Source organism: uncultured Imperialibacter sp. (assembly GCF_963974565.1).
Taxonomy (GTDB): domain Bacteria; phylum Bacteroidota; class Bacteroidia; order Cytophagales; family Cyclobacteriaceae; genus Imperialibacter; species Imperialibacter roseus.
Map to the genome: position 1 here is coordinate 58,858 of NZ_CAXBCJ010000023.1, position 25,317 is coordinate 84,174.

The window sequence follows — 25,317 nt, forward strand, 5'->3', positions numbered from 1 at the left end:
AAAAATCAAATGGCGGGGATATTGGTAGACTCGTTTTGCTATATTTCCCCCGCCATACTGACTTTTATTTGACCACGTTATAAGAGAATGGTTAAGAAATTATTGATTGTCCGACATGCAGAATCAGGAGAGACCGACCATGGGTCAAAAGACATCGAAAGGTATCTAACCAGGTCAGGCCAAAGAGAGGCAGTTCATACCGGTATGTACATAAAACGCCATGATTTGATCCCCAACCTGATGGTTACCAGTGCGGCTGTCCGGGCGTTTCAAACTGCGCAGATTATAGCCGAACAAATCAAGTATCCGGCCGAGGAAATTCAGGAAGACCCGGAGCTGTACGACGCCTCGGTGAGAATTTTTTTAAGAATTGTGAATGAGCTGGATGTAAATTGCCAAAGTGTACTTTTTGTAGGACACAACCCCACCGTTAGTTATATGGCAGAGCTGCTGACAGGCGAAACTGTGGGAAACATGGAGCCGGGCAGTCTGGTTGAAATTCATTTCCCTATGGATTCATGGAAAGAGGTGTCGCAGAACACTGGCAAGCTGATCCAGTATATCACGCCGGGTCAGATTGAAGAAGACGAACACAAGCCGGACAACTAAATGCGGGAGCTTAATATACTTGTGGCTCCAAATGCCTTCAAAAGCGCCGCTACAGCCTTCGATATCGCTGAGGCCATCAAGAAAGGACTTCAAAAAAGTAAATGTCAGTCCAGAATAGTTTGCAAACCAATAGCCGATGGTGGCGATGGCACCTTGCCTATTCTAGTGGATGCGCTACAGGGGGAGATTTTCAAAAAGGAAGTATCGGGGCCGTTAGGAAGGAAGGTGATGGCACCTTTTGGATACATAGCCAGCAAGCAACTGGCAATCATTGAAATGGCCGATGCCTCTGGCCTGCGGTTGCTCTCAGAGACGGAAAGGAATGCCATGAAGGCAAGCAGTGCAGGCACAGGCGAACTGATGAAAGAGGCAATCGACCTGGGTGCTACACATATTATATTATGTATCGGCGGCAGTGCAACCACCGATGGCGGCATGGGCATACTCACTGCCCTTGGCTATAAATTCCTTAGCAGTAGTGGAGAAGGGCTCGCCGGATCGGGCGAAGCGCTTAAACACATAGTTCAGATTGTTGAGCCGGAAGGCTTAAAAAAATTGCATATAACTGTGCTGTGCGACGTGAGCAATCCCCTTCTGGGTGCTTCAGGGGCAGCTGCAGTTTACGGGCCGCAAAAGGGGGCGTCGCCGGAGCAGGTAGCTCAACTTGATAATGGACTGGCTCATTGGGCCAACCTTATCAGGCAGCATAGGGGGGTAGACGTCACTGGTGTGAAAGGAGGAGGGGCTGCCGGGGGTATTTCGGCGGGGCTGGTTGGCTGGATGGATGCTGAGCTGAGGCCGGGGGCCGAGTTTATACTGGAGCTTTTGGAAATGGACAAGGCGATCAAAGAAACTGATGTGGTGATCACGGCCGAAGGCAGCCTTGATGAGCAGACAGCGGAGGGCAAAGGGCCGTTTGCGCTGTTGGAAATGGCAGAGAAGCATCGCAAACCTGTAGTTGGATTGGCGGGACGTATTCCAGGGGAAATTCCCGATAGTGAGCTCAGAAGATTTTTGGCGCTACTGCCTGTAGGGAATCAGCCAGAGAGCCTGGAGACTGCAATGGCCAACACGCTTATTAATATAGAAAGAACGGCCTTCAACCTTGGGAACGTGCTGGCTTTGCAGCAGCTATAAGCTCAATAGCAAGTTTCTAAACTCCTCGGTGTCGTAGCTAGCCATGCCAAACTGCTGCACTTTCACCTGGCCATCGGGTGCTATCACAAAAGTGGTCGGAATCGACTGAGAATGAAAAACAGCTGGCAGCCCGCTCACCAGGGTATAGACCGGAAAAGTATACTCCTTCTTCTGAATAAATTTAATCGCCTTTTCTCGCTCATCGTCCAGCGAAATCATAACAAACACCACTTTGTCACTCCCCACTTTGTCGTAGAGGTCCTGGATTTCTGGCATTTCTGCTATGCAGGGAGGACACCAGGTTGCCCACAGATTGATGAAAACGGTTTTGCCCTTAAGGTCACTAAAAGAGGAGACTTTCCCTTCCAGGTCTTCAAGCTGAAATTGATAATCCGACTCCGTGAGCGACAGCGTACTTTCGGGCTCGCTGGGCGCCATGATGCCTGTCGCCAGAATACCTCTTTGCAATGTGCCGATGACTTCCGTATGCAGGCCAGTGAAATATAGCGTGGCCATAACTCCCAGAATTACAGCCCATTCAATAATTTCCCTTTTCTTTTTTTTATCCATTTTGCCTTAATTCATTAGAAGTCAGTAAGTTTTTAGTCTCCGCAGCAATCAATACAAAAAAAGTCTTCATTTGATTCCGAAAGCCTTTATTTTCGAGCCCTGTTTCGAGTAATTTCGAAGATCACTTTGAGCAAAACACGTATTTAACAGACCCTAATCAGAAGTCAAGGAAGACATGAGCCAGGCACATTACCTCAAAATCGCAGCTGAATTAAGCATTTCCCCAAAACAGGTCGTAGCTACCGCTGAGCTTCTCGACGAAGGCGGAACCGTTCCTTTTATTTCCAGGTACCGTAAAGAGAGGACAGGAAGCCTCGACGAAGTTTTTATTGCAAAAATACGTGACCGGATTGGGCAACTGCGTGACCTCGACAAAAGAAGGGAAGCCATCCTCAAGTCGATTGAGGAGCAGGGCAAGCTGACTGATGAGCTGAAAGCGCAAATTGATGCAGCAGAAACCATGTCGTCGCTGGAAGATATTTATCTGCCCTATAAGCCCAAGCGCCGCACCCGGGCCACCATTGCCAGAGAAAAGGGACTGGAGCCGCTGGCACTTTGGATCTTTGAAAGGCAAGCTGGTGAATTGGCAGGTGAGGCCGAAAAATACCTGGATGAAGAAAAAGGTGTGGCATCAGCCGAGGAGGCCTTGCAGGGAGCTCGTGACATTATTGCTGAAATAGTGAATGAAGACCCCGATGCCCGAAAGAAAATGAGGGAGCTGTTTAATCGCAGTGGCGTTGTTTACTCCAAAGTGATGAAAGGCAAAGAGGAAGAGGGACAGAAATATAAAGACTACTTTGAGTGGTCTGAGCCCCTTGACAAGGTGCCATCTCACCGCCTGCTTGCGATGAGAAGAGGTGAAAAGGAGATGATCCTTATGCTGGATATGTATCCGCCGGAGGAGGAAGCGACTTTGTTGCTTGAAAGACAGTTTGTGAAGGGCAGCAATCCCGTGGCCGATCAGGTGAAAGAAGCTGTCCATGATTCATATAAGCGCTTGCTGAAGCCTAGCATGGAAACTGAAGCACGGCTCGGGTCAAAAGACAAGGCTGATGTGGAGGCCATTAATGTGTTTGCCGAAAACTTGAAGCAACTGCTGATGGCTGCCCCGCTAGGGCAAAAGAGCATTCTTGCTGTCGACCCGGGATTCAGAACGGGGTGTAAAGTAGCTGCTTTGGACAGTCAGGGTAAGCTGCTGGACTTTGAGGCCATTTACCCTAACGAACCTCAAAAAGCTGTGCAAAAGGCGGCAGCCACGGTTGCCTACATGGTGGAGAAATATAAAATCCAGGCCGTAGCCATTGGAAACGGAACGGCAAGCAGAGAAACCGAGCAGTTTATCAAATCTATCGGGCTGCCTTCGCATGTGCTGGTGGCCATGGTGAACGAAAGTGGCGCCTCTATCTATTCTGCGTCGGATGTAGCCAGAGAAGAATTCCCCGATCAGGACGTGACTGTTCGTGGTGCAGTCTCCATTGGTCGCAGACTTATGGATCCGTTGGCTGAGCTGGTGAAGATAGATGCCAAGTCGATAGGCGTTGGCCAGTACCAGCACGACGTGGATCAAACAGAGCTAAAGAAGTCGCTGGACGATGTGGTGATGAGCTGTGTAAACGCTGTGGGCGTGGAACTGAACACAGCAAGCAAGCAGCTGCTGACCTACGTGTCGGGGCTGGGGCCACAACTGGCACAAAATATCGTTGAGTTCAGGAATGCTAATGGGCCTTTCAAAGACCGGGAGTCACTGAAGAAAGTACCCCGCCTGGGCGACAAGGCTTACGAGCAGGCCGCTGGCTTCCTTCGCATCAGGGATGGCAAGAACGTACTGGACACCAGTGCAGTTCACCCGGAACGGTATAATTTGGTGGAGCAAATGGCAAAAGACCTTGGTTGTGGTGTTACTGATTTGATGACGAGCAATGAGCTTCGACGGAAATTAGATTTGAAAAAGTATGTATCTGAGGAGGTAGGGCTCCCTACTTTGACAGATATTATTGAGGAACTAGCCAAACCCGGTCGTGACCCAAGGGAGTCGTTCGAGGTATTCTCTTTTACTGACGGAGTGAATGAGATGGCTGACCTTAAAATGGGTATGAAGCTTCCGGGCATCGTCACCAATGTGACCAAGTTTGGTGCTTTTGTGGACATTGGAGTGCATCAGGACGGCCTGGTTCACATCAGTCACCTGGCCGATAAATTTATTAGCGATCCGTCGGAGGCGGTTAAGCTACAGCAGAAGGTAATGGTGACAGTGGTAGAAGTTGACCTCGCCAGAAAACGGATTGCCCTGTCGATGAAAGCCGACCCGTTTGCCACAGGCCCGGCGCCCAGAAAGGCAAGTGAGAATAAAGACGAGCGACCAGAGCCAAGGAGGCAGGAGCGAAGAAGCTTTCAGCCTCAAAAACCACAGCAATCAGATGAGCCGGATGGAGATTTGCAGGCTCAGTTGGCTAAGCTGAGGGGAAAATTTGGGGGATGATTGAGTAGCGTCGAAACTTCCTTATTTTTTATACGTATAAATTTTTTATCTTTGTCGTATAAAATAATGGAAGTATGGACGCCAAGATCACTTTGAGTTTTGATGCAAGTGTTATTGCCTCAGCCAAAGCATTCGCCGAGGAGAATAATATTAGTCTGTCCAGGCTAACAGAATACCTCTACAGGCAAATGACATCCCGGCACTATCAGTCGCTCGAAGACCTGGAGGTAGCGAAGTGGGTGATGATGGTGGCAGATGGGCAGGCAGAATACAAAACTTCAAAGCCAAGAAAAGCGGCAAAAAAAGAGTACTACGAAAGCCGCAAAAAGAAGTGAAAACCCTGATAGATGCCAATGTATTGGTTGCGGTGCTCAATAAGGAATATCCAGTATTTTCCAATGCAGCGAGAGTGTTAAGTTTGGCGGGAAAGCAGGGTTTTGAATTGTATGCCACGCCGATGAGTCTCGCCATCGCTTTCTATTTTTCATCTAAGAAAAGTGGAGCAGTGCAAGCGAAGAAAAAGCTTGCCATTCTGAAAGAGCATATTCTCACGGCCGTTATTGATGATAACGCTGTTAATAGTGCTTTGACTAATAAAAGTATCCATGATTTTGAAGACGGCATGCAGTACTATGCTGCACTGGAAGTAGGGTGCCGGTGTATTGTGACTGAAGACAGAGATGATTTTTACTACTCCACGATAGATGTTGTGAGTTGTGAAGGGTTTTTAAAGAAGTATTATTTTAATACCTGACCATTGCAAAGGATGCCTTAGCTAATCGATTGGTTGTTAGTGTTTTTCTGCGAAATAATAGTTATCTTCTTGCATGAAAACCCACCCTAAGTTTTATCTGTCAGCTATGCTGCTGGCCCTTGCCATTTTCACTAGCTCGTTCAGGTTCCACGGTTTCAGTGCCGAAATAGCCAGTCTTTTGCTCGAGTCGGCGAACGACAAGCAGAAAGCCAAACTGCTCATGGCCTTCGACGATACCAAAAGATTTGATTGGGCGTATGTGCCTCCTTACCAGGTAGCCAGAAATGGGCTGCCGTTAAAAGAAATGGACGACAGTCAGAAAGACCTGGTGAATCAGCTATTAACTATGTCGCTCAGCGAAGCAGGCTACAAAAAGGTCAAAATGATCATGAGCCTGGAGGAAGTGCTGGCTGAGTTGGAAAACAACCCGAAGCGTGATCCGGAGATGTATTTCGTATCCATTTTCGGCAAGCCTGGAGGGAAAGAACCGTGGGCCTGGCAGTTCGACGGGCATCATATCTCTCTTCACTTCACAGTCGTAAATGGTGAGGTGTCTTACACACCAAGGTTTTTGGGATCTAACCCCGGTGAGGTGAAAAATGGCCCTAAGGAGGGCCTGCGGGTGCTTAACAGGGAAGAAGACCTGGCTTTCGAACTGTTGAATTCGCTGAAGGGAGCACAAAAGCAGCAAGCCGTTTTTAGTGGAAGCACTTTCAATGATATTGTGTCTAAGACTGTAGCGCAGGTAAAACCGTTTGACAGGGCAGGCATTGCCTATGATCAGCTTACGGATCAACAGAAAAATATGCTATGGGCAATCGTTGATGAATACCTGGCTGTGATGCCGGAAAAAGAAGCGAGGGCAAGAAAAAGCAACATACTGAAAGAAGACGTCAATCTCATTATGTTCGGGTGGGCAGGTAGCGATAAACCCGGTGCACCACATTATTACAGGATACAGGGGCTCTCTTTCCTGATTGAGTTTGATAACTCACAGGGTAACGGCAATCATATCCATACCGTTTGGCGAGATTTTGATGGTGACTTCGGGAGGGATTTGATCAAAGAGCACTATGTAAAGGTGAAGCACTAGAGCGATCAGCGTAGCATAAGCTCATATTTCTGCTCCATCAGGGGTTTGCCGAAATCCGAAAATGGCTTTTCCTCAGTCAGTCGAAAGCCATGCCGCTTGTACAACGAGGCAGCCGCAGGAAGCTCGTCCACGGTGAGAAGGTAAGACGATTCGTACCCGAGGCTGTTCAGTTCGTTCATATACAAATTCATTAGCTTCTTTCCCAGTCCGATACCCCGGTAGGGCTTTTCCATTATGAAGTACCTAAGCTGGGCTGCTTTGCCCCGGTGCATCAGCAGAAGAAACCCTATGATTTTTTCGTTGTGTTCACAAACCCACACCCGATCAAGGTTGGCGTCATATTGCTTGTAGAACTCTACAAAACTTTCGGCCACATAAGATTCGAAACCCAAACTGTAACCATACTCTTTCGAATAGATATCGCCGTGCATGTAGATCACATATCCTATGTCCCCTGGCCTCAGCTCAGTTCGTATGGTCACACTTTCAAGGGTGATGGCAGCTTTCATAAAGTCTTCGCTAAAATTGATTTTATGCTTTGGAGCTGAGTAGAAAGAAGGTCAATTTCTTTTCGGCTCAGTTTTTTCAGTAACAGCGCTATGTCGTCATGTGAGGCTTTGTCGAGCCTGGTAAACTCTCGTTGCCCGGCTGGCGATAGTGAAAGCAAAAACGCTCTGCCGTCTTCGTCCGACCTGGTTTTCTTCAAAAGGCCTTGTTTCAACAGCTTGTCGACTATCCTGCTCAGATACCCTTCATCCATTTGCGTTTCTGCTTTTATATGCCTGGCAGTGCAGCTACCGACTATATTGATTTCGAACATGACCCGAGCCTCCGACAAAGAATAGGGGCTATCAAGTATGTGCTTGTCGAGCAGGCCAATGACACTGGTGTAAAACCTGTTGAAATCACGAACAATGCCTATTGCTTTTTCAGCTTCGATCATGTCGCCAAGTAAATGATAATACTTGACTTTGTCAAGTATTTAAATCCTTGTAAGGGAGCTAATGATTGATTGGTACTGGGGATATTCTTGAATCAGTTTGTTTCTTTCAGCCATTTCAAAGTCTTGAAAGTCAAAGCCCGGTGCCACTGTGCAGCCTACCAGGGAGAATTTTCCGCCAGCAGACACTCTGGAGGCAAACCAGCAGTTGGCAGGAACGACTGCCTGAGGCTTTTGGCCTGCTGAAAGATCCAGGCCAAGGCGAACCTCTTCAAGCATGCCACTTTGATCAATCATGTATACGGAAAGCGGGTCGCCATCGTAAAAGTGCCACGCTTCATCTGACTTTATGCGGTGAAATGCAGAAAAGTTGCCGGCTTCCAACAGGAAGTAAATGGCAGTGGAAATGCTCCTTTGACCAGCTTTGGTGGTGGTGACTTCAACACTTCTATATGTCTCTTTAAAATATCCGCCCTCAGGATGAGAGGCGAGGTTCAGTTGGTCTATGTAATAATTAGCGTTCCTGTTCATTCAATTTCCGGAATTAATTAATAAAAGCGTTTGCTACAACTAAACGATTAGTTTATCTTTCAGCATGAGAAACGCTGGCCTTCTTTTTCTACTGGCTATCTGCCTTTTTGCTTGCGAAGACAAGGAGGAGGCAGCGTTTGAAGCGTTTGAAAACGAAGATTTTGAACAATCTTTGGTAATTTTTAAAGAATTGTCAAGCCTTGATCCGCAAAACTGGTATCACCTCTACAACATTGCCCGAAGCCTTGAGGAACTGGGCAGGTACAATGAGGCTATTACCTGGTATGGGAAGTCGCTGAGATACAATGAAAAGGCCAATGAGATTTTGATAGCCAGGGCAAGGTGCCTGTTGAGAACAGGCTATTTGGACGGAGCAAAAACCGACCTTTTTCGGGTGTTTCAGAGAGACGAGGAGAATTTTGAAGCAAATTATCTGATGGGGCGTGTGATGATGGCAGACAATGACCCATGGAGTGCTTTGAGCTACTATAACAAAGCCATAAAAAAGGATGACAGTGATGTTACACTGTTCTATCATCGGGCAATAGTGATGGGTACTGTCGGCAATGGATACATGGCCTTAAGGGATATTAACCACGTGATTTCTCAAAAGCCGGATTTCAACCAGGCCTATTTTAATAGAGGAATATTGCAAATGAGGGCGGGTAAATATGCAGAAGCCATTGAAGACTTTGATAGGGCAGAAGCACTTGCGTATGCCCCGGCCGACCTGTACGTCAGGCGAGCCGATTGTAAATCAAGCGTTGGGCTCAATAGTGCTGCCTGCACTGACTACAAAATAGCCTCAGATATGGATCCGAAGCACTACAAAAAGGTGTTTTTAGAAATGTGTGCAGTGTCTTCCAATTAGAGGCTTAGCCCCTAATCGGAATAACTTGCAGTGAATTCAATCAATAGTCAGAGTATTCTGCAGGCACCAGGAACTTCGTCACATTCTTCGAAACATTGTTCTGATACTTGGGCATCGTTTTTAGCTTATCCCACTCCGGAGCAGCCGAAAATGCCTTCCAGTGCTCGTCTCTGCTCGCTTTGTTGTCAAAGGTGGTCATGTACATCAGGTTTGGCATGGTAGAACCAGAAATTACTTCTCCATAGAATACCGCATTGAATCCAAGCCTGTCGAAAAGGGTGACCTCTCCATCATTAAACATTTCAACTTTGTTTAGATGGATTTTTTCGGTAGCCGATTCGTAGCTCCTGAGCTCATATATTCGTTCACTTCTCGGGCCGGTGAGGTTCGGTGTTTTCATAAAGGGCATTCCGGTAAAAGCCTGAAGTAGGGTGCTCTCAATCCTGGCGTACGGAGGCTGGTTGTAGGCAGCGTTGATATATTCACTTCCAGCCGTTTGGTATTGTGCGTCCTTCGAAAGCGTATTGGCCAGGGCGCTGAATTGGTCGTATGAAGGAAATGGGATCAGCACATAGACCTTACGAACAGTGTCTGTCTCGCTTAGTTTGGTTTTAAATACGCCAATCGACTTGATATTGGCCCTGTGAAGCGCCGGGATAAAAGCTTCCTTTAAATACTTGTCAACCATTTTCTCCTGTGTATCAGAAGCAAGGGTATATACTTTTAGTTGGTAAAACTCCCTCTTCGACTTCTGAGCGAAGGAAGCGGATGAAAAGGCCACCAGAAAGGTGATAACTAATGCAATGCCTGAAATTTTCATCTTAGTGACGTTTAAGTGAGTATGAATTTTGGTAATCTAAGTTGCAATCTAATAACTCATGTCGTGGATTCATCAGTATTTAGCGAAATAGTGGGGTATTTTACATTTGTGGCAGAACATTTTTAACTTAGACTAAATTTTTGCTACCAATGAGAAAGTCTTGTGTATCTACCGCCACTATTATTCTATTTTTTTCGTTTGCCGTTTCGGCTCAGAAGTTAAAGTACAAAGATATCTTTCCTCTGATGCAAGCCTCTAAATGGGATGAAGCTGAACAACAACTGGATTTGTTTATCGCCGACCCCAAAAACAGCGAGGAAGCCAATGCTCATTACAGCCTGGGCAAAATACTTGAACGAAAGGCATTGTCTGAAAATATCGTTACCGATACTGCCCAGATGTTTGCCCACATCGATGCCGCTGATCTCCATTATAATAAGTCACTGAAGCTGATAGATGAAAAGGAGCTAAAGAAAAACGAAGAGTATTATCAGGAGTTCAACAGAAGGGATTTGAGAACTGGTGAGTTTGGGATCAAAGTTTCCGATGTTCATCTCGATATAGAAAACAAGGTAAAATCCCTGCAAGACAGAAGGAACAACGTCAGGGCTTTCCTAAGGGAGGCATCGGTGGCGAGAAAATTGTACGATGAGGCACAAGAAATACTGCAAAACTTTAAGATTGACTTCTCAAACCAGTCTTCCTTCCTCCTGGGGATGGACAAGGAAGTTGAGCAGGAGTTTGTGAAGCTCGAAGGAATTGTAAAAAACCTTGAGAGTGCCATTGCTAATGCTGAAGCGGCGCTTGCGAAGATACCGTCAGCCGGGCTTGCCCATACCCTTGCAAAAAACACGCTGTACGATCTGGCTGATTTCAGCAAAGGTTCTCTTGATCTTACCAGGGAAGGCAGCATTGGCTATTGGGATTTGAAGGCTTGGACAGAGATGACAAAATCTGAGCAGAAATCTAATATCGGCCCATTCAGGCAGGAGCTAATTGCTTATGATCGTGACCTGGTGGCAAAAAAGCAGGCCTTTGTTCAGAACCCATCTGGCATTAGCGGGCCCTTCGAATTTGATCCGACAATTTTGGCCAAAGTCAGAGGCTTTGGCGCAAATACCCTGACTGAGAAGGTGGTGAGTTTCAAAGTGGAAGAATTGAACTACCTTATTGAAAAACAGCCAAATGTGATGCCCGATAGCACTAAAGTCGACGACCTATATATGGCTGTTTCAAACCTCGTTGACAGGCTGGATAAAATGAAAGAGTTTATTGCTATTGACAAACAAAAGGCTGAAGGAGGATTTCAGCGGAATCCTGTCTTTTTTACGAGTAGGTATGTTTCTCCCGACCAACTGCTGAGCTATGCAAACGAAAGGGAGAGCTTTGTTGATTCAGAGCTGAGCTTGTGGAGAAAGATAGCTGAGGGCTTGAGGAAGCGTAGAAATTGGTTGATTGCCCAAAATGGTGATTCGATTGCTTTGGCTGTAAAGGATAGTATTGCTAGCCCAACGGGGTTTAGCACAATACACATTGCAGACAGTGCTGGCCTTTATGTGACCGGGCTGAAGCTCGTAGGTAAAGATTTGAACTTTGTAGTGGCAAAGGCGACACCCGCCTACACAGTGGAGTGGATGTTGAACGAAAAGTTACCGACACCAAACAAAGACTTCTCCTATAAGCCTAAAAACGCCGGGCATGCCCCAACCGCTGAGGGATTCAGGACTTTTTATATTCACTATCCACTGAAGGAAAAAACTCATCTTTTTATCACTACCGTCGACAATGCAGGGAAAGCGCTTTGGAAGGCTTCTCTCGACCTCGATCATCCACCGGTTTCGGTCTCTTTTAACAAAATGGTGATGGAGACGATCATTTACCTCGAAAAACCTGCAGGTGACCCAACTACCGATCTTGCCTATATAGTCATCGACAGAACCGGTAAAGTAAGGAAGTAGCCCTCTCTTGCGTTTTTGCCGCTTTTAAGCCTGCGAGTGTCAGGCTTTTTGTATTTTAACAACTCCGAATATTATTCTGACAATACCCGCTAATTCCCTTCTTACAGTAGGTTTTACAGAGGTCTTGGATGCGATAATTCTGATTTTGAAATTGCATACGATTGAATTACTTTAAATTTAACAATTCCATAACTGAATGGTGTATATTTTATCATATATACAATATTTAACCAAATTTTGTAAAAATTTCAATTTTGCCGTAACATTGCCTTTGATAATCACCTTAAATCAAAGGTTTTTTTGCAAATCACTTAGTAACTGGTTCAAAATTAAACTTAACTATTATGTCAAAATCCAAACTAGAGTACATTTGGCTGGACGGATACAAGCCTACTCAAAGTTTAAGAAGTAAAACTAAAATCGTTGATGGTTTTAGCGGTAAGCTTGAGGACGCCCCGATGTGGTCATTTGATGGAAGTTCAACAGAGCAAGCTCTTGGCGGCTCCTCAGATTGTTTATTAAAACCTGTCTTCGTTTGTCCTGATCCTGCTATTGAAAATGGATACCTTGTGATGACCGAAGTTCTCAATGCCGATGGAACCGCTCATGTTACCAACGGCAGAGCAACGATTGATGATTCTGATGACGATTTCTGGTTCGGATTTGAGCAAGAGTATTTCCTTATGGATCCTGAAACTGGCAAGCCAGTTGGATTCCCTGCTGGAGGCTATCCTGCTCCACAGGGACCTTACTATTGTGGTGTAGGTGGCAAAAACGTCTTTGGTAGAGAGTTTAAGGACGAGCACCTTGATTTGTGTTTAGCCGCCGGTCTAAATGTTGAAGGAACCAATGGTGAAGTTGCTGCAGGTCAGTGGGAATGGCAAATTTTTGCCAAAGGAGCCACGCAGGCTGGAGATGAAGTGTGGGTTGCAAGATTTCTTATGGAAAGACTTTCTGAGAAGTATGGCTTGTACATTGAGTACCATCCTAAGCCACTTGGTCAGCTTGACTGGAATGGCTCAGGCATGCACGCAAACTTCTCTAATACCTACCTCAGAACCGCTGGCTCTAGAGAGAAGGTGGAGAAGGTTTGTGAGGCTTTCAGAGGTGTGGTGAAGGAGCATATTGCGGTATATGGTGCTTACAATGATCAGCGTTTGACAGGTAAGCATGAAACTGCTTCTATCAATGATTTCTCTTATGGTGTTTCTGATAGAGGTGCTTCCATTCGTATTCCGGTTTATACCGCAACTCATGGATGGAGTGGTTACCTGGAAGACAGAAGACCAGCGTCAAATGCAGATCCCTACAAAGTAGCTGCGAGAATTATCAAAACTGTTAAAACTGTGAAATAAGGTTTCAATACCTATTTCCTTTAGAATAATGGCCTCCTGATTTCAGGAGGCTTTTTTTTTGCCTCATCATGGCTGGTTTCTACCACAGTGAAGCTTTTTTTTGCGGTCACTCATTGGCTCCCATGGCATTGATTCTACCGATTGATTCCCCGACATTTTATTCTGGTTGTCGAAGTTTTGAATTGAAGCATATTAACCACTTAATATTCTGAGATTCTTCCAGGGCTCGAAACTAAAGCTAGATGTACTGGTTTTATGGCGAAATAATTATTTGTGGGTGTGACAATTAGCAGATCGGTTTTAGGCATCGTTTCCATCGGGTAATATTTTGATAAATTGCCAATAAAGCACCATGTTTAATGTGATTTTTTTAAAAATAACCCATTTTTTGAATATATCATAATGTAAAACCTCTATTGTTATGAATGTGTTAAAATCAGCGGTCGTACGGGTGACATTAGTAGCAATGATTTTAATAAATGTAAAAATGGACTTTTACTTGGGTAAAAAATGAACTGAAAAATGAATGATTTGCAATTTTTGATATAAAATTGGGTCAAAATTGAATCACTAGTCATTAACTATTGAAAATTATTCATTCAAATACATTTAAACCTAACACTAACAAGTAGTAGTATGATGAAAGTCTTTACACCCGTTCTTGCTTACGTTAGCTCAGCTCAGGACTCCTTGGCAGTCGACAGTGCTGTGGCTGAAGTGGCCGAGGCTACCATGGTGGTTGCCTCTGAAACCGCAGCTGAAGTTGTGGATTACAGCACACAGATTGCTGATGTATTGTTAACATCCAACAACATTTGGATGATGCTGGCAACTGCATTGGTATTTATTATGCACCTTGGATTTGCCGGGGTAGAAACTGGGTTTTCTCAGGCAAAGAATACGGTCAACATCCTATTCAAAAACACAATCACACCTATTATAGGAATTCTTACCTATGCGGTGTGCGGATTCTTCCTTATGTACCCAGGATTTGACGTGCCTGGCTGGTTTGCTTTTGATGGAGCCGGCTGGTCAATGTTCTGGTTTTCTCCAGCAGACGCTGACGTGACAACAGGCTACGCAGATGGCGGCTACACCTACTGGACCGACTTCTTGTTTCAGGCCATGTTCGCTGCTACTGCTGCAACTATAGTATCTGGAGCCGTTGCAGAGCGTATCAAGATTTCGACTTATTTGATTTTCACTGTTATCTATGTGGGGCTTGTGTATCCATTAATCGGCTCATGGAAATGGGGCGGTGGTGCGCTTGACGACATGGGCTTTTATGACTTTGCTGGTTCTACACTTGTTCACTCTGTAGGTGGATGGGGAGCGTTGGCTGGTATTATACTTCTCGGGCCTCGTATTGGCAAGTATGTTGACGGCAAAGTGGTCGACAAGCCAGGTGCCAGTGTGCCTCTTGCAGTTATTGGTGTATTCATGTTGTGGCTGGGCTGGTTTGGTTTCAACGGCGGTTCTGTGTTGTCTGCTGATCCCGGACTGGTTTCATTCGTTCTGGTTACCACTTCATTGGCAGCTTGTACTGGCGGTATCGGTGGTTTCATCGGTGGCTACCTTCTGTTCAAGAGACTTGATATTGGTATGATGCTAAATGGTATCCTGGCTGGCCTTGTAGGTATCACGGCAGGTGCTGATGTGATTAACCCGGGTTGGGCACTCTTTGTAGGTCTTGTTGCTGGTATCGCTGTAGTGTACTCAGTTGTACTTCTTGACAAACTGAAACTGGATGACGTAGTGGGTGCAGTCTCTGTTCACCTTGTTTGCGGTATATGGGGCACACTTGCGGTGGGTCTGTTCTCTACAAATCCTGAGCACACTTTCTGGATTCAGCTTAAAGGAGTAGTTATCTGTGGTCTGGCTGCGTTTACTGCTGCCTTCCTGATCTTCTTCATTCTTAAGAAAACATTTGGTATCAGAGTATCTGAAGAGCATGAGAAGTCTGGTCTTGATAGCCATGAGCATGGTATCAGAGGCTACACTATCATCTATCCTGATTGATAATCGATCAAAACTCACAATAAAAAAAGAGGCCTCCTTGCTTGCGGCGGCAACCTAACGAGCAAGAGAGGCCTTATCCAAAAACTTTAAAAAAACAGATTAAAGCTTATGAACACTTTTACAAAATTACTATTCCGTGGCGTATTCGCTACCATTTTTACACTATCGTTATCTGTGAGCGCTTTTGCTCAGGAAGAAGAGGAAGACGATGCTCCACTTTCTATCTCAGGTTCAATCGACACTTATGTAAGAACAGCGCCAGGTTATGAAGGTGCTGCCCCAGGTACTTCATTTGCCAATGGCAACGGCTTTTCAATGGGTATGCTTGATTTGATTGTTTCTAAGGAAGTTGGAAAGGTAGGATTTGTAGGTAACGTTGTTTTTGGCCCACGTGGTCAGGAAGCAGCCTTTGGTGCCCCAACCGGCTTACAATTTGTCAATCAGCTTTACGGCTACTGGAATGTAAGTGACAAAGTGAAGCTGACAATGGGTGCCTTTAATACCTACCTTGGGTATGAAGTGATTTCTCCAACAGCGAACTTCAACTATACCACTTCTTACATGTTCTCATGGGGACCTTTCAACCAGGCTGGTTTGAAGGCAGATTTCGCCCTTTCTGATAATTTCAGCTTGATGCTAGCGGTAATGAACCCAACAGATGTTTTGGAAACTAACACTTTTGGGAATCACCTGACTGCTGGACTGCAACTGGGTTACTCAGGTGACTTTGGAAGCATTTACTTGAATTCACGTTATGGTGACTACAGCGGAAAATTGTTCCAGGGTGATATTACGGCTGGTTTCGATATCTCAGATGCTTTCTTCCTTGGTGTGAACGCCACAGTACTTGAAGACGATGGCGCTGGATTCTCAGGTGTTGCGCTTTATCCTCAAATTGGTGTTTCAGATAATTTCTCTATCGGCGTTCGTGGCGAGTATTTCGCAGTTAAAGGTGCTTACCTTGGCGGAATTGGTGCTGGCCCTATCGGTTACGATACTAATGGAGACGGTAGTGTTATCGATTTGACGCTTAGCGGAAACATTTCAGTAGGTAAACTGACTTTCATTCCTGAAGTTCGTATTGATGCTACTTCAGAAGACACTTATGTAAACAAAGACGGTGAAGCAGGCAAGTCATTGCCTTCGCTACTATTTGCAGCAATCTATTCTTTCTAAATTATTTAGTGATATCAGTTAATAGAAGGCCCGTGAAAGCGGGCTTTCATTGTTTCAAGGGGTTGCTATTTGGTTGGCAACATGCAATAAGTGACATGCCACAATGCCAGCTGTTTCAGTTCTCAGTACTGACTCTCCCAGGCTCACAGGCAAAAAGCCTTTGGAAATAGCCTGGTCTATTTCGGCAGCTGAGAAGTCTCCCTCGGGGCCGATCAATATCAAGTAGGAGGAATGCTTCTTCACTTTTGCTATCAGGTAGTTTTCTATGGGCTGGTCGGCAATAGCTACAAAGTTTTGCCTTCCCTCTTGAGCTGTTTGTATTAATTCATCCAGTTTAACCAAACCGTTCAGTTTTGCTTTAATGAAGTTCTTAGATTGCTTCAATGCGCTGATGGTGATTTTCTCTGCTCTTTCCAGCTTCAGTTTGGTTCGCACCGAATGCTCGCATTCAACAAATGTGATTTCATCCACACCCAGCTCGCACACTTTTTCCAGAAACCATTCAATTCTGTCGGGCTGCTTTGTTGGTGCAATGGCAATGTGAATGTGATAAGGCCTGGAAAAACTTTCCACACTCAATACCTCCAGTTGAGCAACTCCCGGTTGATCGTTGACAATTCGGCATAGAAAGCGCTCACCCATTCCGTTGGTGAAATAAACCTGGTCACCTTTCTTGTGCCTTAGTACTTTCAGGCAATGTTGCGACTCTTCCCTGTCGAGTGTAACGATGTCGTTGACGGAGGATTTTTGAGGATGATAGAAAATGTGCATAGTGTTATCTTGGGGATGCAAAATACATTGCCTGGAATTAAGCATCAAAGAATTCAATGCGACGGCTGTAATTTGGCCAAATCGTTCATCAGGATCAAAAAATGATTAATTTCGAAGTTGGCAGAAATGAGCGCACTAAGAGTTTTTTAAATACATAAATATCCCTGAAAAATGGCAAGACTGAGGTTTAAGGCACTGGAGGCCCTTAGCATGAGAAAGAAGGTAGAGTTCAAGCTTCCCTCATTGAAAATATCTGACTATTTCGGTCAAAATGCCTTTGGAATACCTCAAATGCGAAGTGCACTTGCGCCAGAGGTATTTGAGAAAGTGGTGCACGTGAGCCATGGTAAGCGGGTGGACAAAGACACGGCTGATGCAGTGGCAGCCGCTGTAAAAACCTGGGCCATGAACAGGGGGGTGACGCACTACACACACTGGTTTCAGCCTTTGACAGGGGCCACCGCCGAAAAGCACGATACATTTTTTGATTCCACCAAAGGCATCGAAGAGTTCAAAGGCAGCGCCCTTGTTCAGCAGGAGCCAGACGCTTCTTCCTTTCCAAGCGGGGGGATCAGAAGCACGTTCGAGGCAAGGGGCTACACTGCCTGGGATCCAAGCTCTCCAATTTTTATTTGGGACACCACATTATGTATTCCCACCATATTTGTTTCGTTCACAGGGGAGGCGCTCGACTACAAAGCACCGCTGCTGAAAGCCATCGAAGCTATCGACAGGGCCTCTACCAAAGTTTGCCGGCTGTTCGACAGAGCAGTGGCCAACGTGACTCCCACACTTGGCTGGGAGCAAGAATACTTTGTAGTGGATAGAGCCCTTTATAATGCCCGCCCTGACCTGGTGATGTGCGGACGAACGGTGTTTGGCCACAATCCGGCCCGTGGTCAGCAGCTGGACGACCACTACTTCGGGACGATCCCCACCAGGGTGCAAGAGTTCATGAAAGAGTTTGAGGTGGAGGCACATAAGCTGGGTATCCCCATCCGCACCAGGCACAACGAGGTGGCTCCTTCTCAATTTGAGGCAGCTCCGATGTTCGAGGAGGCCAATGTGGCTACTGACCACAATCAGCTTCTCAGAGACATTATGGATAGGGTGGCTTTTAAGCATGACCTTAAAGTGTTGCTACACGAAAAACCATTTGCCGGTGTGAACGGAAACGGCAAACACAACAACTGGTCGCTCATGACCGATACCGGGGTGAATCTGCTTCAGCCCACCAGCAGTGCCAGGGAGAACCTCCTTTTTCTGACTTTCTTCGTTGTGTCCATCAAAGCGGTATACGAGCATGCCGATTTGCTCAGGGCCAGCATTGCATCATTTGGCAACGACTTTAGGTTAGGGGCTAATGAGGCTCCACCAGCTATTATTTCTGTTTTCATTGGGCAAACGTTGAGTAATGTGCTGGACGAGCTGGAGAAAAACGGGAACGTAAAAATTGAAAAAGGTGATAATCTGTATATGAAGCTGGGTATTGATCAGATACCAGAAATCATCATGGACAATACCGACCGCAACAGAACGTCGCCATTTGCTTTCACTGGCAATAAGTTTGAGTTCAGGGCGGTTGGCAGCGAGTCGAATGTGTCGAACCCGATGATGGTGCTTAATCTCATTGTGGCCGATCAGCTCAATAAGTTCTATTCGGAAGTAACTAAGCTGACCAACAAAGGCAAAGACCGCAGGCTGGCGATTATCGAGATCCTGAGAAAGTATATCAAAGAATCGAAGTCAATCAGGTTTGAGGGTGATGGTTATTCGGAGGCGTGGGTGAAGGAAGCTGAGAAACGTGGCCTTTCCAATGTGCGGGACACGCCAAGAGCCCTCGATTTTTACCTTTCTGACAAGTCCACTCAGCTATTCAGTTCCAACAAGATCTTGAATGAAAAGGAGGTGAAGGCTCGTCATGAGATCATGATTGAGAACTACATCAAAAAGGCACAGATCGACTCCAGGGTAATGGGAGACCTGGCCCTGAACCACATCATCCCAACAGCCATTGCTTATCAGAATAAGCTCATTCAAAATGCAAAAGGCCTGAAGGAACTTGGGGTGGACAACAAGGAAATCATCAGCTATATTGAAGAAATAAGTCAGCACATTTCTGCCCTTCGCAAAAATGTGAATGAGATGATCGAAGAAAGGAAGAAGATCAACAAGATTGACGATTCAAGGAAGAGAGCCATTGCCTATTGTGATGACATCAGGCACAAGTATTTTGATAAGATCAGGTATTCTGTTGATAAGCTTGAGTTGTTTATTGACGACGAGGACTGGCCGCTTGTTAAATACAGGGAACTTTTGTTTCTGAAATAAGTAAGCATTTTCTAGTGTAAACAGTGTTGAAAAATATTCTGAAAGCCTTTTTTGTCGTCGTAGCTTGCGTCCTGGTTTCTCATTTTATTGGTGGGTGCATGGAATTTCGGATGTCGCTAAGGGAAATGGACGACTACTACGCTGGGTATCAAAAACCCAGGATTGTGTCATTTCCTTTCGACGGACGAACCGTCAACTATGCTGAAGCTGGCGATAAAACGAAACCTCTGGTGCTGTTCGTTCATGGTTCTCCGGGTTCCTGGAGCGCCTTCGCTGACTTTCTCAGGGATTCTAGTCTTGTTGCTAATTTTCACCTGATTGCACCAGACAGGCCCGGGTTTGGGCATTCTAATTTTGGAAGAGCCGAGCCTTCACTGAAGAAGCAAAGTGAGTTCCTGTATCAGGTGCTCAAGAGATATCCTGAAAAAAAGGCTATCCTGGTGGGACACTCGCTGGGAGGGCCGGTAATCGCCCAAATGGCGATGGACTTTCCTGACAATGTCAGGGGATTGCTGTTTGTAGCTCCGTCCATTGACCCTGCACTTGAGCCGGATGAATGGTTCAGGCCACTGCTACGCAACTTTGTTGTCCGCACTTTTACACCCATAAGTTTGGTAGTATCCAATGAAGAAATTATCGACCTTAAGGAAGAGCTGGAGATGATGACCGATGGCTGGAAAAGCTTAAAGACGCCTGTTTATATGCTACAGGGTGACCAGGACACGCTTGTGCCTATGGAAAATGCCTACTACCCCGGAAAATTCATGCCCGACAGCCTTATTCACATTCAACTACTAAGCGGAGTCAATCACTTTATCCCGTGGTCGCATCCCCAGGAGATCATAAAAGGTATCAACTACCTCAAAGCTTTGCCTTAGCGGCAATTTGGGAATGTAGTATTTTTGGTATCTTTATTGAGAAGCGTTTCTTTAGACTGGAATATTATGAGACTAACCAAACACACCCTTGAGCTTTTTGTGGTTCTGCTGGCTATTGGCCTGGCTGCCAGTTCCTGCACCAAATCAGTATATATCAATACGCTGAGGCCTGCGGAGATTACCTTTCCTTCGCACGTGAACACGATTTTATTGGTCGACAGGACGGAGTTTGAAAGGAAAGGTCTCGGTATTGTGGAAGGAGTGCTTACCGGAGAGATGCCAGGTGAAGACAGAGCTGGTGTGCAGGAAGCGATGAATGCCTTTCAGCAACAGCTGATGGCCAGCCCCAGGTTCCAGTTGAAGCGAGCCAGCGAAACGTTGAAAGGCAACAGCATGACGGGCGCTTTTCCTGATCCGATTTCCTGGCCAGTGATCGAGCGTCTTTGCCGGAATTATGATGCTGATGCTGTGATCGCCGTCGAAATTTTTGATACCGACTTCATCGTCACCAACGGGAAGCGTGATGTCGAAAAAGAAGTAGAGAAAGATGGTAAAAAGGTAAAGGAGAAGGTGGTTGAGTATTTTGCCGAAGGCGTGGGTAATGCAAAAATAGGTTTTCGACTTTACGACCCTCTTGAAAAAACGATTGCAGACCAGCAGCTCTTTAACCCTTCTAATAATTGGAGTGCTACTGGTGCCAATGTGAAAGATGCCATGTCGCAGTTGATTCAAAAAACAGAGGCGACCAGGCAGGTTAGTCGTACGGCCGGCTCTACCTATGCCTACAAAATTGCCCCCATGCCAGTGCAATTAAGCCGGTTTTATTATGCTAAGTCCAAAAAGACGCCAGAAGTGAGGCAGGGTGCCCGACAAGCTCAGGTAGGGCAGTGGCAGGGTGCCATCGACACCTGGCGGGGCAGACTTAGCCAAAGCATTAAGCGGAAAGAAGGGGGCAAGCTGGCCTACAATATTGCCGTGGCCTACGAAGTGCTGGGAGATTTTGATAGCGCCAAAGAATGGGCGTCAAGATCTTACGTTAAATACGAGAACAAGAAAGGGCGTGGATACAATAGCACCCTGAACCAGAGGATATACAATGATCAGCTGCTGCAACAGCAGGGAGTCAGGGACTGATCTACTTATCGGGCAAGGTTTCAATTTTACGCATCAGCGCTTCGGCTTCGGCGACTTTTTCGTCCGATTTTCGACGGTTCACACTGCTGAGTTTAAACGACTCTTCAAGCAGCTTTCTGTGCTTTTCAATGAGTTTTTCTTTTTCACTTTTCTTTCTAAAGAATCCGAATGCCATGTTTTGTGATTTATAAATCATATAACAGGATGATCGGTATAATGTTTTTAGCGATGGTATTTTGCCGAAATATTATCACCAAGGAATGGTAATCACACTTTTTTTGAGAAAAAATTAATCGCTACTTTCAGGGTCTCGACACCTTTAGCTGTTATTAGATTTTTACCACTGGATTTTACTACATCGAAAACTAAATGAGAAACTTTCTGAGAGCTCTCCCGGCTCTTTTTATTCTGCTCTTTTGTGCTTTTTTTTCGCTCTCTGCACAGAATTTTCAGTTCAAAGGTTACGTCAAAAATAGTGTTACAGGGGAACCCATAGAGGGGGCTAACGTGTATGTTACGAACCTGTCTACAGGCGTTATCACTGACTCAACCGGATATTTTTCTATGTTTTTGCCGCAGGGCACGCACGCTGTGGAGTTCACTTACGTGGGGTTTGAGTCGAAGAAAAGGAATATTGCCCTAAACAGGACGGTTACTATCAACATGAACCTCGAGGAGTCGTCGCAGCTGCTGCAAGAGGTGAGTGTGAGCGGGCAGGCTGAGGATCATAACATTTCCAGCTCGGAAATAGGGGTGAGTAAGATGTCGATGAAGACCATCGAAAAGATGCCTTCTTTCATGGGAGAAGTGGATGTAATGAAGAGCCTGCTGATGCTGCCCGGAGTGAGTACGGTGGGTGAGGGCACCACTGGGCTGAATGTGCGAGGGGGCAATATTGACCAAAACCTGATTTTGCTGGACGATGCCCCTGTTTTCAATAGCTCCCACCTGATGGGCCTATTTTCAGTTTTTAATCCCGACATGGTGCGAGACGTTACTTTTTACCGTGGGGCTATCCCTGCGCAGTATGGAAGCCGGGTGTCGTCGGTGCTTGACATCAAAATAAGAAACCCTGAAACTGAAAGGCTGAAACTGGCGGGCGGGGTTGGGCTTATTTCTAACCGGCTGATGCTGGAAGGCCCGATTGGAAAAAGTGAAAAGCTTAGCTTCCTGATAGGTGGAAGGGCTTCTTTTTCTGATTATCTGCTCAAAATCTCCCCTAATAAGTCCATTCAGGACACCAGAGCCAATTTTTATGATGTTACGGGCAAGCTGTTGTACAAGCTGAACAACAACAACAAATTGCAGGTGTCTTTCTACAGGGCGCATGATGGGTTCAAGCTGGCATCCGATTCTCTATCGGCAGTGGAAATCAACGCTTCTTCTTCTCAGTTTGCCTGGGAAACAGCCAACGCCACGGTTCGATGGGACCATGCCTTTACGGACAACTTCATTGCCAATATCGTCGGGGTGTACAGCGACTACAATGCGATCATATCGAGCCCCGAACCTACCAACGGCTTTGACCTGACCTCGGCTGTAAAGTACCGCAAGCTCAAATCTGACTTTAGTTGGTTTAGCTCCGGAGGGCATTCGGTGATGTTTGGTGCGGCTGCCACCAAGTACATCATCGACCCTGGTCACCTGGATCCTAACAGCGACCAGTCGAATATCAATGAGCTTTTGTTGCAGCAGGAAAACGGTCTCGAGCTGGCTGCATTTGCCAGCGATGAAATCATTTTCAACGACAAAATCACTTTGATGCTTGGGCTCAGGTATTCCTACTTTCATAGCGTAGGAGAGAGAAATGTATACTCTTATGACCCCACTCAACCATATTCGCTAAAGACCATTACCGACACAACGTTTTTTAGCAAAGGCGAAAAGATCGCAAGCTATCATGGAGCCGAGCCCCGGTTTTCTTTTAAATACAGCCTGAACCGAAGCAGTTCCGTTAAGATTGGATACAACAAAATGCGCCAATACCTGCAGTTGGTTTCCAATACCACAGCCGCTTTGCCGATAGACAGGTGGCAGCTGAGCAACTCTTATTCAAAGCCTATCATAGCTGATCAGTTATCTGTTGGTTATTTCAAGAACCTCAACAGTAATGAGTATGAAGTCTCGGCGGAGGTGTTTTACAAAACCACACAAAATGTAAGCGACTATAAGGACGGCGCTGAGTTATTGCTGAACCAGGCGCTCGAAACGGCTATACTTCACGGCAGCGGCTATGCTTATGGGCTGGAGTTTCAAACCAAAAAGAATTTGGGAAGGCTTACAGGTTGGCTAAGTTATACCTATTCGCAGGCACGTCAGCTGGTAAAGGGCGACTTCGAAGAAGAGGAGATAAGCGGGGGAGAGTACTATCCCACAAACTTCAACAAGCCTCATATTCTAAATATGTCTGCTACGTGGAAGGAAAGCGCCAGGGTAAATTTCTCTGCGAACTTCACTTACAGCACGGGCAGGCCAGTCACATACCCTGACGACAAGTACTATGTATACGGACTTTTCATTCCGAACTATGTGAGCAGGAATCAGTACAAAATACCGGACTATCACAGACTGGATCTTGCAATGACTGTTGGGCCCGATCCGGCCAAGCAGACCAAATGGCAGGGCAGCTGGACATTCTCCATTTACAATGTTTACGCACGCAAGAATGCCTATTCAGTATTTTTCAAGCCTAACAATCAGGCTGCCGTGAATCAGGCCAATGCCTACAAGTTGTCTATTTTCGGCACCATTTTCCCTTCCATCACCTATAATTTCTCCTTTTGATAGCCATGAAGAATCTGATGACTGTACAGCATATGCCTAAGGCTTTCTACATAAGTTTTCTCCTTTTTTTAGCATCCTGCATTACCCCATTTGATCCTGATTTGACTCAGGAAAACCCCAAACTGAGCGTGGAAGGAACGGTGACGGACCTGGCGGGGCCTTATGCGATCAAACTGAGTTACAGTACATCGTACACCAGCGGTGATAAGAAAAATGAGAATACAATCAGAGACGCAAAAGTCTTCATTAGCGACAGCGAGGGCAACGAGGAAGAGCTGACCTACAGCGGCAACGCAGGCACTTATGTGACCGCAGCCGATGGTATTCAAGGTGTGGCTGGCAGATACTACACGCTGAGGGTTGAACTTTCCAATGGTAAGGCCTATGAGTCATACCCGGAGCTGATGCCCCATGCGCCGGAAATCGATACATTGTATGCTGAGTACAGGGACGTGACCGGGGAATTTGTGCAGGGTGAGTTTGATGTTTACCTCGATGCCACCGATCCGGCAGAAGAGGAGAACTATTACCTGTGGAAGTGGAAGCACTACAAAAGACTTGACTACTGTCTGACATACATTCAGAACTTCCCTTCTCCGCCGACATGGTATGCCAGGTACTGCTGCGACGAATGTTTCGAAATTGAAGCTTGTGCCGGTTGTGTCAATATTGGGTCGGACGCACTGGTGAACGGCGGGAGGATCAGCAGAGTGCCCTTGATGTCGTTTGAGTACGACAGCCGGGAGCCTTACTATTTGCAGGCTGAGCAGTATTCACTGACGGAGTCGGCCTACAAGTTTTGGAAAACAGCCAGCGACCTGATCAACAATGCCGGTGGTGTTTTCGACAAGCCGCCTGTGACCGTAAAAGGAAACCTTTTCAATGTGGCCGACCCCGATGAGCAGGTGTTGGGGTATTTTGGTGCTTCCTCAGTAAAAGTAAAGGCAGTGTACTTTAGGAGAGACAATATTCCTTCGTTTCCTTATAGCTCAACACCTCTCTACAATATTGACACACGGGGCTGCCAGGAATGTGAAGAATCGATTTACAGAACCGGAAGAAAGCCATCAGAGTGGGATAATGCGCCGACGTATTGAAGCGATAGAA

23 protein-coding genes are annotated in these 25,317 nt (G+C 46.1%); 16 read left to right on the forward strand and 7 right to left on the reverse strand.

From position 1 onward, the window contains the following. The first annotated feature begins 87 nt into the window (after positions 1–87). Both AAC052_RS24005 and AAC052_RS24010 read left to right on the forward strand, forming a co-directional pair. Positions 88–609, forward strand: a complete 522-nt coding sequence (locus AAC052_RS24005) for a histidine phosphatase family protein (protein WP_317487588.1) — start codon at positions 88–90, stop codon at positions 607–609. Next, positions 610–1,746: a glycerate kinase gene (locus AAC052_RS24010; protein ID WP_317487587.1), complete on the forward strand. Its 1,137-nt coding sequence runs from the start codon at positions 610–612 to the stop codon at positions 1,744–1,746. Here AAC052_RS24010 and AAC052_RS24015 read toward each other — a convergent pair. Further along, complete coding sequence (locus tag AAC052_RS24015; RefSeq protein WP_339815785.1) at positions 1,741–2,316, reverse strand: TlpA disulfide reductase family protein; 576 nt, start codon at positions 2,314–2,316, stop codon at positions 1,741–1,743. The two genes, AAC052_RS24010 and AAC052_RS24015, sit on opposite strands and share 6 nt — an antisense overlap. Before the next feature lie 175 nt (positions 2,317–2,491). Here AAC052_RS24015 and AAC052_RS24020 point away from each other — a divergent pair, with 175 nt between their 5' ends. From AAC052_RS24020 to AAC052_RS24035, 4 genes are all read left to right on the forward strand, one after another. Continuing rightward, a complete protein-coding gene (locus AAC052_RS24020; protein ID WP_339815786.1) occupies positions 2,492–4,795 on the forward strand; it encodes a Tex family protein in 2,304 nt (767 codons plus the stop codon). A gap of 74 nt (positions 4,796–4,869) precedes the next feature. Next, positions 4,870–5,130, forward strand: a complete 261-nt coding sequence (locus AAC052_RS24025) for a DUF6364 family protein (RefSeq protein ID WP_317487584.1) — start codon at positions 4,870–4,872, stop codon at positions 5,128–5,130. Beyond that, entirely contained in the window at positions 5,127–5,549 is a 423-nt protein-coding gene (locus tag AAC052_RS24030) for a PIN domain-containing protein (protein ID WP_317487583.1), read from the forward strand. The genes AAC052_RS24025 and AAC052_RS24030 overlap by 4 nt, the downstream gene beginning before the upstream one ends. A gap of 73 nt (positions 5,550–5,622) precedes the next feature. Then, complete coding sequence (locus AAC052_RS24035) at positions 5,623–6,642, forward strand: DUF3500 domain-containing protein (protein WP_339815787.1); 1,020 nt, start codon at positions 5,623–5,625, stop codon at positions 6,640–6,642. Positions 6,643–6,647: 5 nt separating this feature from the next. On the opposite strand, the gene AAC052_RS24040 is transcribed toward AAC052_RS24035, so the two are convergent. The 3 genes from AAC052_RS24040 to AAC052_RS24050 are packed head-to-tail and all read right to left on the reverse strand — an operon-like array spanning position 6,648 to position 8,113. Next, the gene (locus tag AAC052_RS24040) at positions 6,648–7,151 is read right to left on the reverse strand and encodes a GNAT family N-acetyltransferase (protein WP_317487581.1); all 504 of its coding nucleotides are present in this window, start codon (positions 7,149–7,151) and stop codon (positions 6,648–6,650) included. Beyond that, on the reverse strand, positions 7,148–7,585 hold the full coding sequence (locus AAC052_RS24045; protein ID WP_317487580.1) for a MarR family winged helix-turn-helix transcriptional regulator: 438 nt from the start codon (positions 7,583–7,585) through the stop codon (positions 7,148–7,150). The genes AAC052_RS24040 and AAC052_RS24045 overlap by 4 nt, the downstream gene beginning before the upstream one ends. A gap of 39 nt (positions 7,586–7,624) precedes the next feature. Next, positions 7,625–8,113 (reverse strand): cupin domain-containing protein, encoded by a 489-nt coding sequence (locus AAC052_RS24050; protein ID WP_339815789.1) that lies wholly within the window; start codon positions 8,111–8,113, stop codon positions 7,625–7,627. 64 nt (positions 8,114–8,177) lie between these two features. Between AAC052_RS24050 and AAC052_RS24055 the strand changes: the two genes are divergently transcribed. Continuing rightward, positions 8,178–8,984, forward strand: coding sequence for a tetratricopeptide repeat protein (locus AAC052_RS24055; protein ID WP_339815790.1), 807 nt, complete (start codon positions 8,178–8,180; stop codon positions 8,982–8,984). A 40-nt stretch (positions 8,985–9,024) separates the two neighbouring features. On the opposite strand, the gene AAC052_RS24060 is transcribed toward AAC052_RS24055, so the two are convergent. Next, a complete protein-coding gene (locus AAC052_RS24060) occupies positions 9,025–9,804 on the reverse strand; it encodes an NIPSNAP family protein (protein ID WP_317487577.1) in 780 nt (259 codons plus the stop codon). 149 nt (positions 9,805–9,953) lie between these two features. Between AAC052_RS24060 and AAC052_RS24065 the strand changes: the two genes are divergently transcribed. From AAC052_RS24065 to AAC052_RS24080, 4 genes are all read left to right on the forward strand, one after another. Next, positions 9,954–11,762: a hypothetical protein gene (locus tag AAC052_RS24065; RefSeq protein WP_339815791.1), complete on the forward strand. Its 1,809-nt coding sequence runs from the start codon at positions 9,954–9,956 to the stop codon at positions 11,760–11,762. A gap of 344 nt (positions 11,763–12,106) precedes the next feature. Further along, positions 12,107–13,117 (forward strand): glutamine synthetase beta-grasp domain-containing protein, encoded by a 1,011-nt coding sequence (locus tag AAC052_RS24070; protein WP_317487575.1) that lies wholly within the window; start codon positions 12,107–12,109, stop codon positions 13,115–13,117. A gap of 636 nt (positions 13,118–13,753) precedes the next feature. Beyond that, a complete protein-coding gene (locus tag AAC052_RS24075; protein ID WP_317487574.1) occupies positions 13,754–15,136 on the forward strand; it encodes an ammonium transporter in 1,383 nt (460 codons plus the stop codon). Positions 15,137–15,244: 108 nt separating this feature from the next. Continuing rightward, positions 15,245–16,312 (forward strand): outer membrane beta-barrel protein, encoded by a 1,068-nt coding sequence (locus tag AAC052_RS24080; RefSeq protein ID WP_317487573.1) that lies wholly within the window; start codon positions 15,245–15,247, stop codon positions 16,310–16,312. Positions 16,313–16,366: 54 nt separating this feature from the next. On the opposite strand, the gene AAC052_RS24085 is transcribed toward AAC052_RS24080, so the two are convergent. Further along, entirely contained in the window at positions 16,367–17,083 is a 717-nt protein-coding gene (locus AAC052_RS24085; protein ID WP_339815792.1) for an RsmE family RNA methyltransferase, read from the reverse strand. Positions 17,084–17,254: 171 nt separating this feature from the next. On the opposite strand from AAC052_RS24085, the gene AAC052_RS24090 reads away from it, so the two are divergent. The 3 genes from AAC052_RS24090 to AAC052_RS24100 all read left to right on the forward strand — a co-directional run bounded on the left by AAC052_RS24090 (position 17,255) and on the right by AAC052_RS24100 (position 21,426). Further along, on the forward strand, positions 17,255–19,414 hold the full coding sequence (locus AAC052_RS24090) for a glutamine synthetase III (RefSeq protein WP_339815794.1): 2,160 nt from the start codon (positions 17,255–17,257) through the stop codon (positions 19,412–19,414). Positions 19,415–19,512: 98 nt separating this feature from the next. Beyond that, positions 19,513–20,292 (forward strand): alpha/beta hydrolase, encoded by a 780-nt coding sequence (locus AAC052_RS24095; RefSeq protein ID WP_339815795.1) that lies wholly within the window; start codon positions 19,513–19,515, stop codon positions 20,290–20,292. A 66-nt stretch (positions 20,293–20,358) separates the two neighbouring features. Further along, entirely contained in the window at positions 20,359–21,426 is a 1,068-nt protein-coding gene (locus AAC052_RS24100) for a DUF6340 family protein (protein WP_339815796.1), read from the forward strand. A gap of 1 nt (position 21,427) precedes the next feature. Here AAC052_RS24100 and AAC052_RS24105 read toward each other — a convergent pair whose 3' ends face one another. After that, complete coding sequence (locus AAC052_RS24105) at positions 21,428–21,601, reverse strand: Lacal_2735 family protein (RefSeq protein WP_339815797.1); 174 nt, start codon at positions 21,599–21,601, stop codon at positions 21,428–21,430. A 194-nt stretch (positions 21,602–21,795) separates the two neighbouring features. On the opposite strand from AAC052_RS24105, the gene AAC052_RS24110 reads away from it, so the two are divergent. Further along, a complete protein-coding gene (locus AAC052_RS24110) occupies positions 21,796–24,210 on the forward strand; it encodes a TonB-dependent receptor (RefSeq protein ID WP_339815798.1) in 2,415 nt (804 codons plus the stop codon). Positions 24,211–24,215: 5 nt separating this feature from the next. After that, entirely contained in the window at positions 24,216–25,307 is a 1,092-nt protein-coding gene (locus AAC052_RS24115) for a DUF4249 domain-containing protein (protein WP_317487566.1), read from the forward strand. The last annotated feature ends 10 nt before the right edge of the window (positions 25,308–25,317 follow it).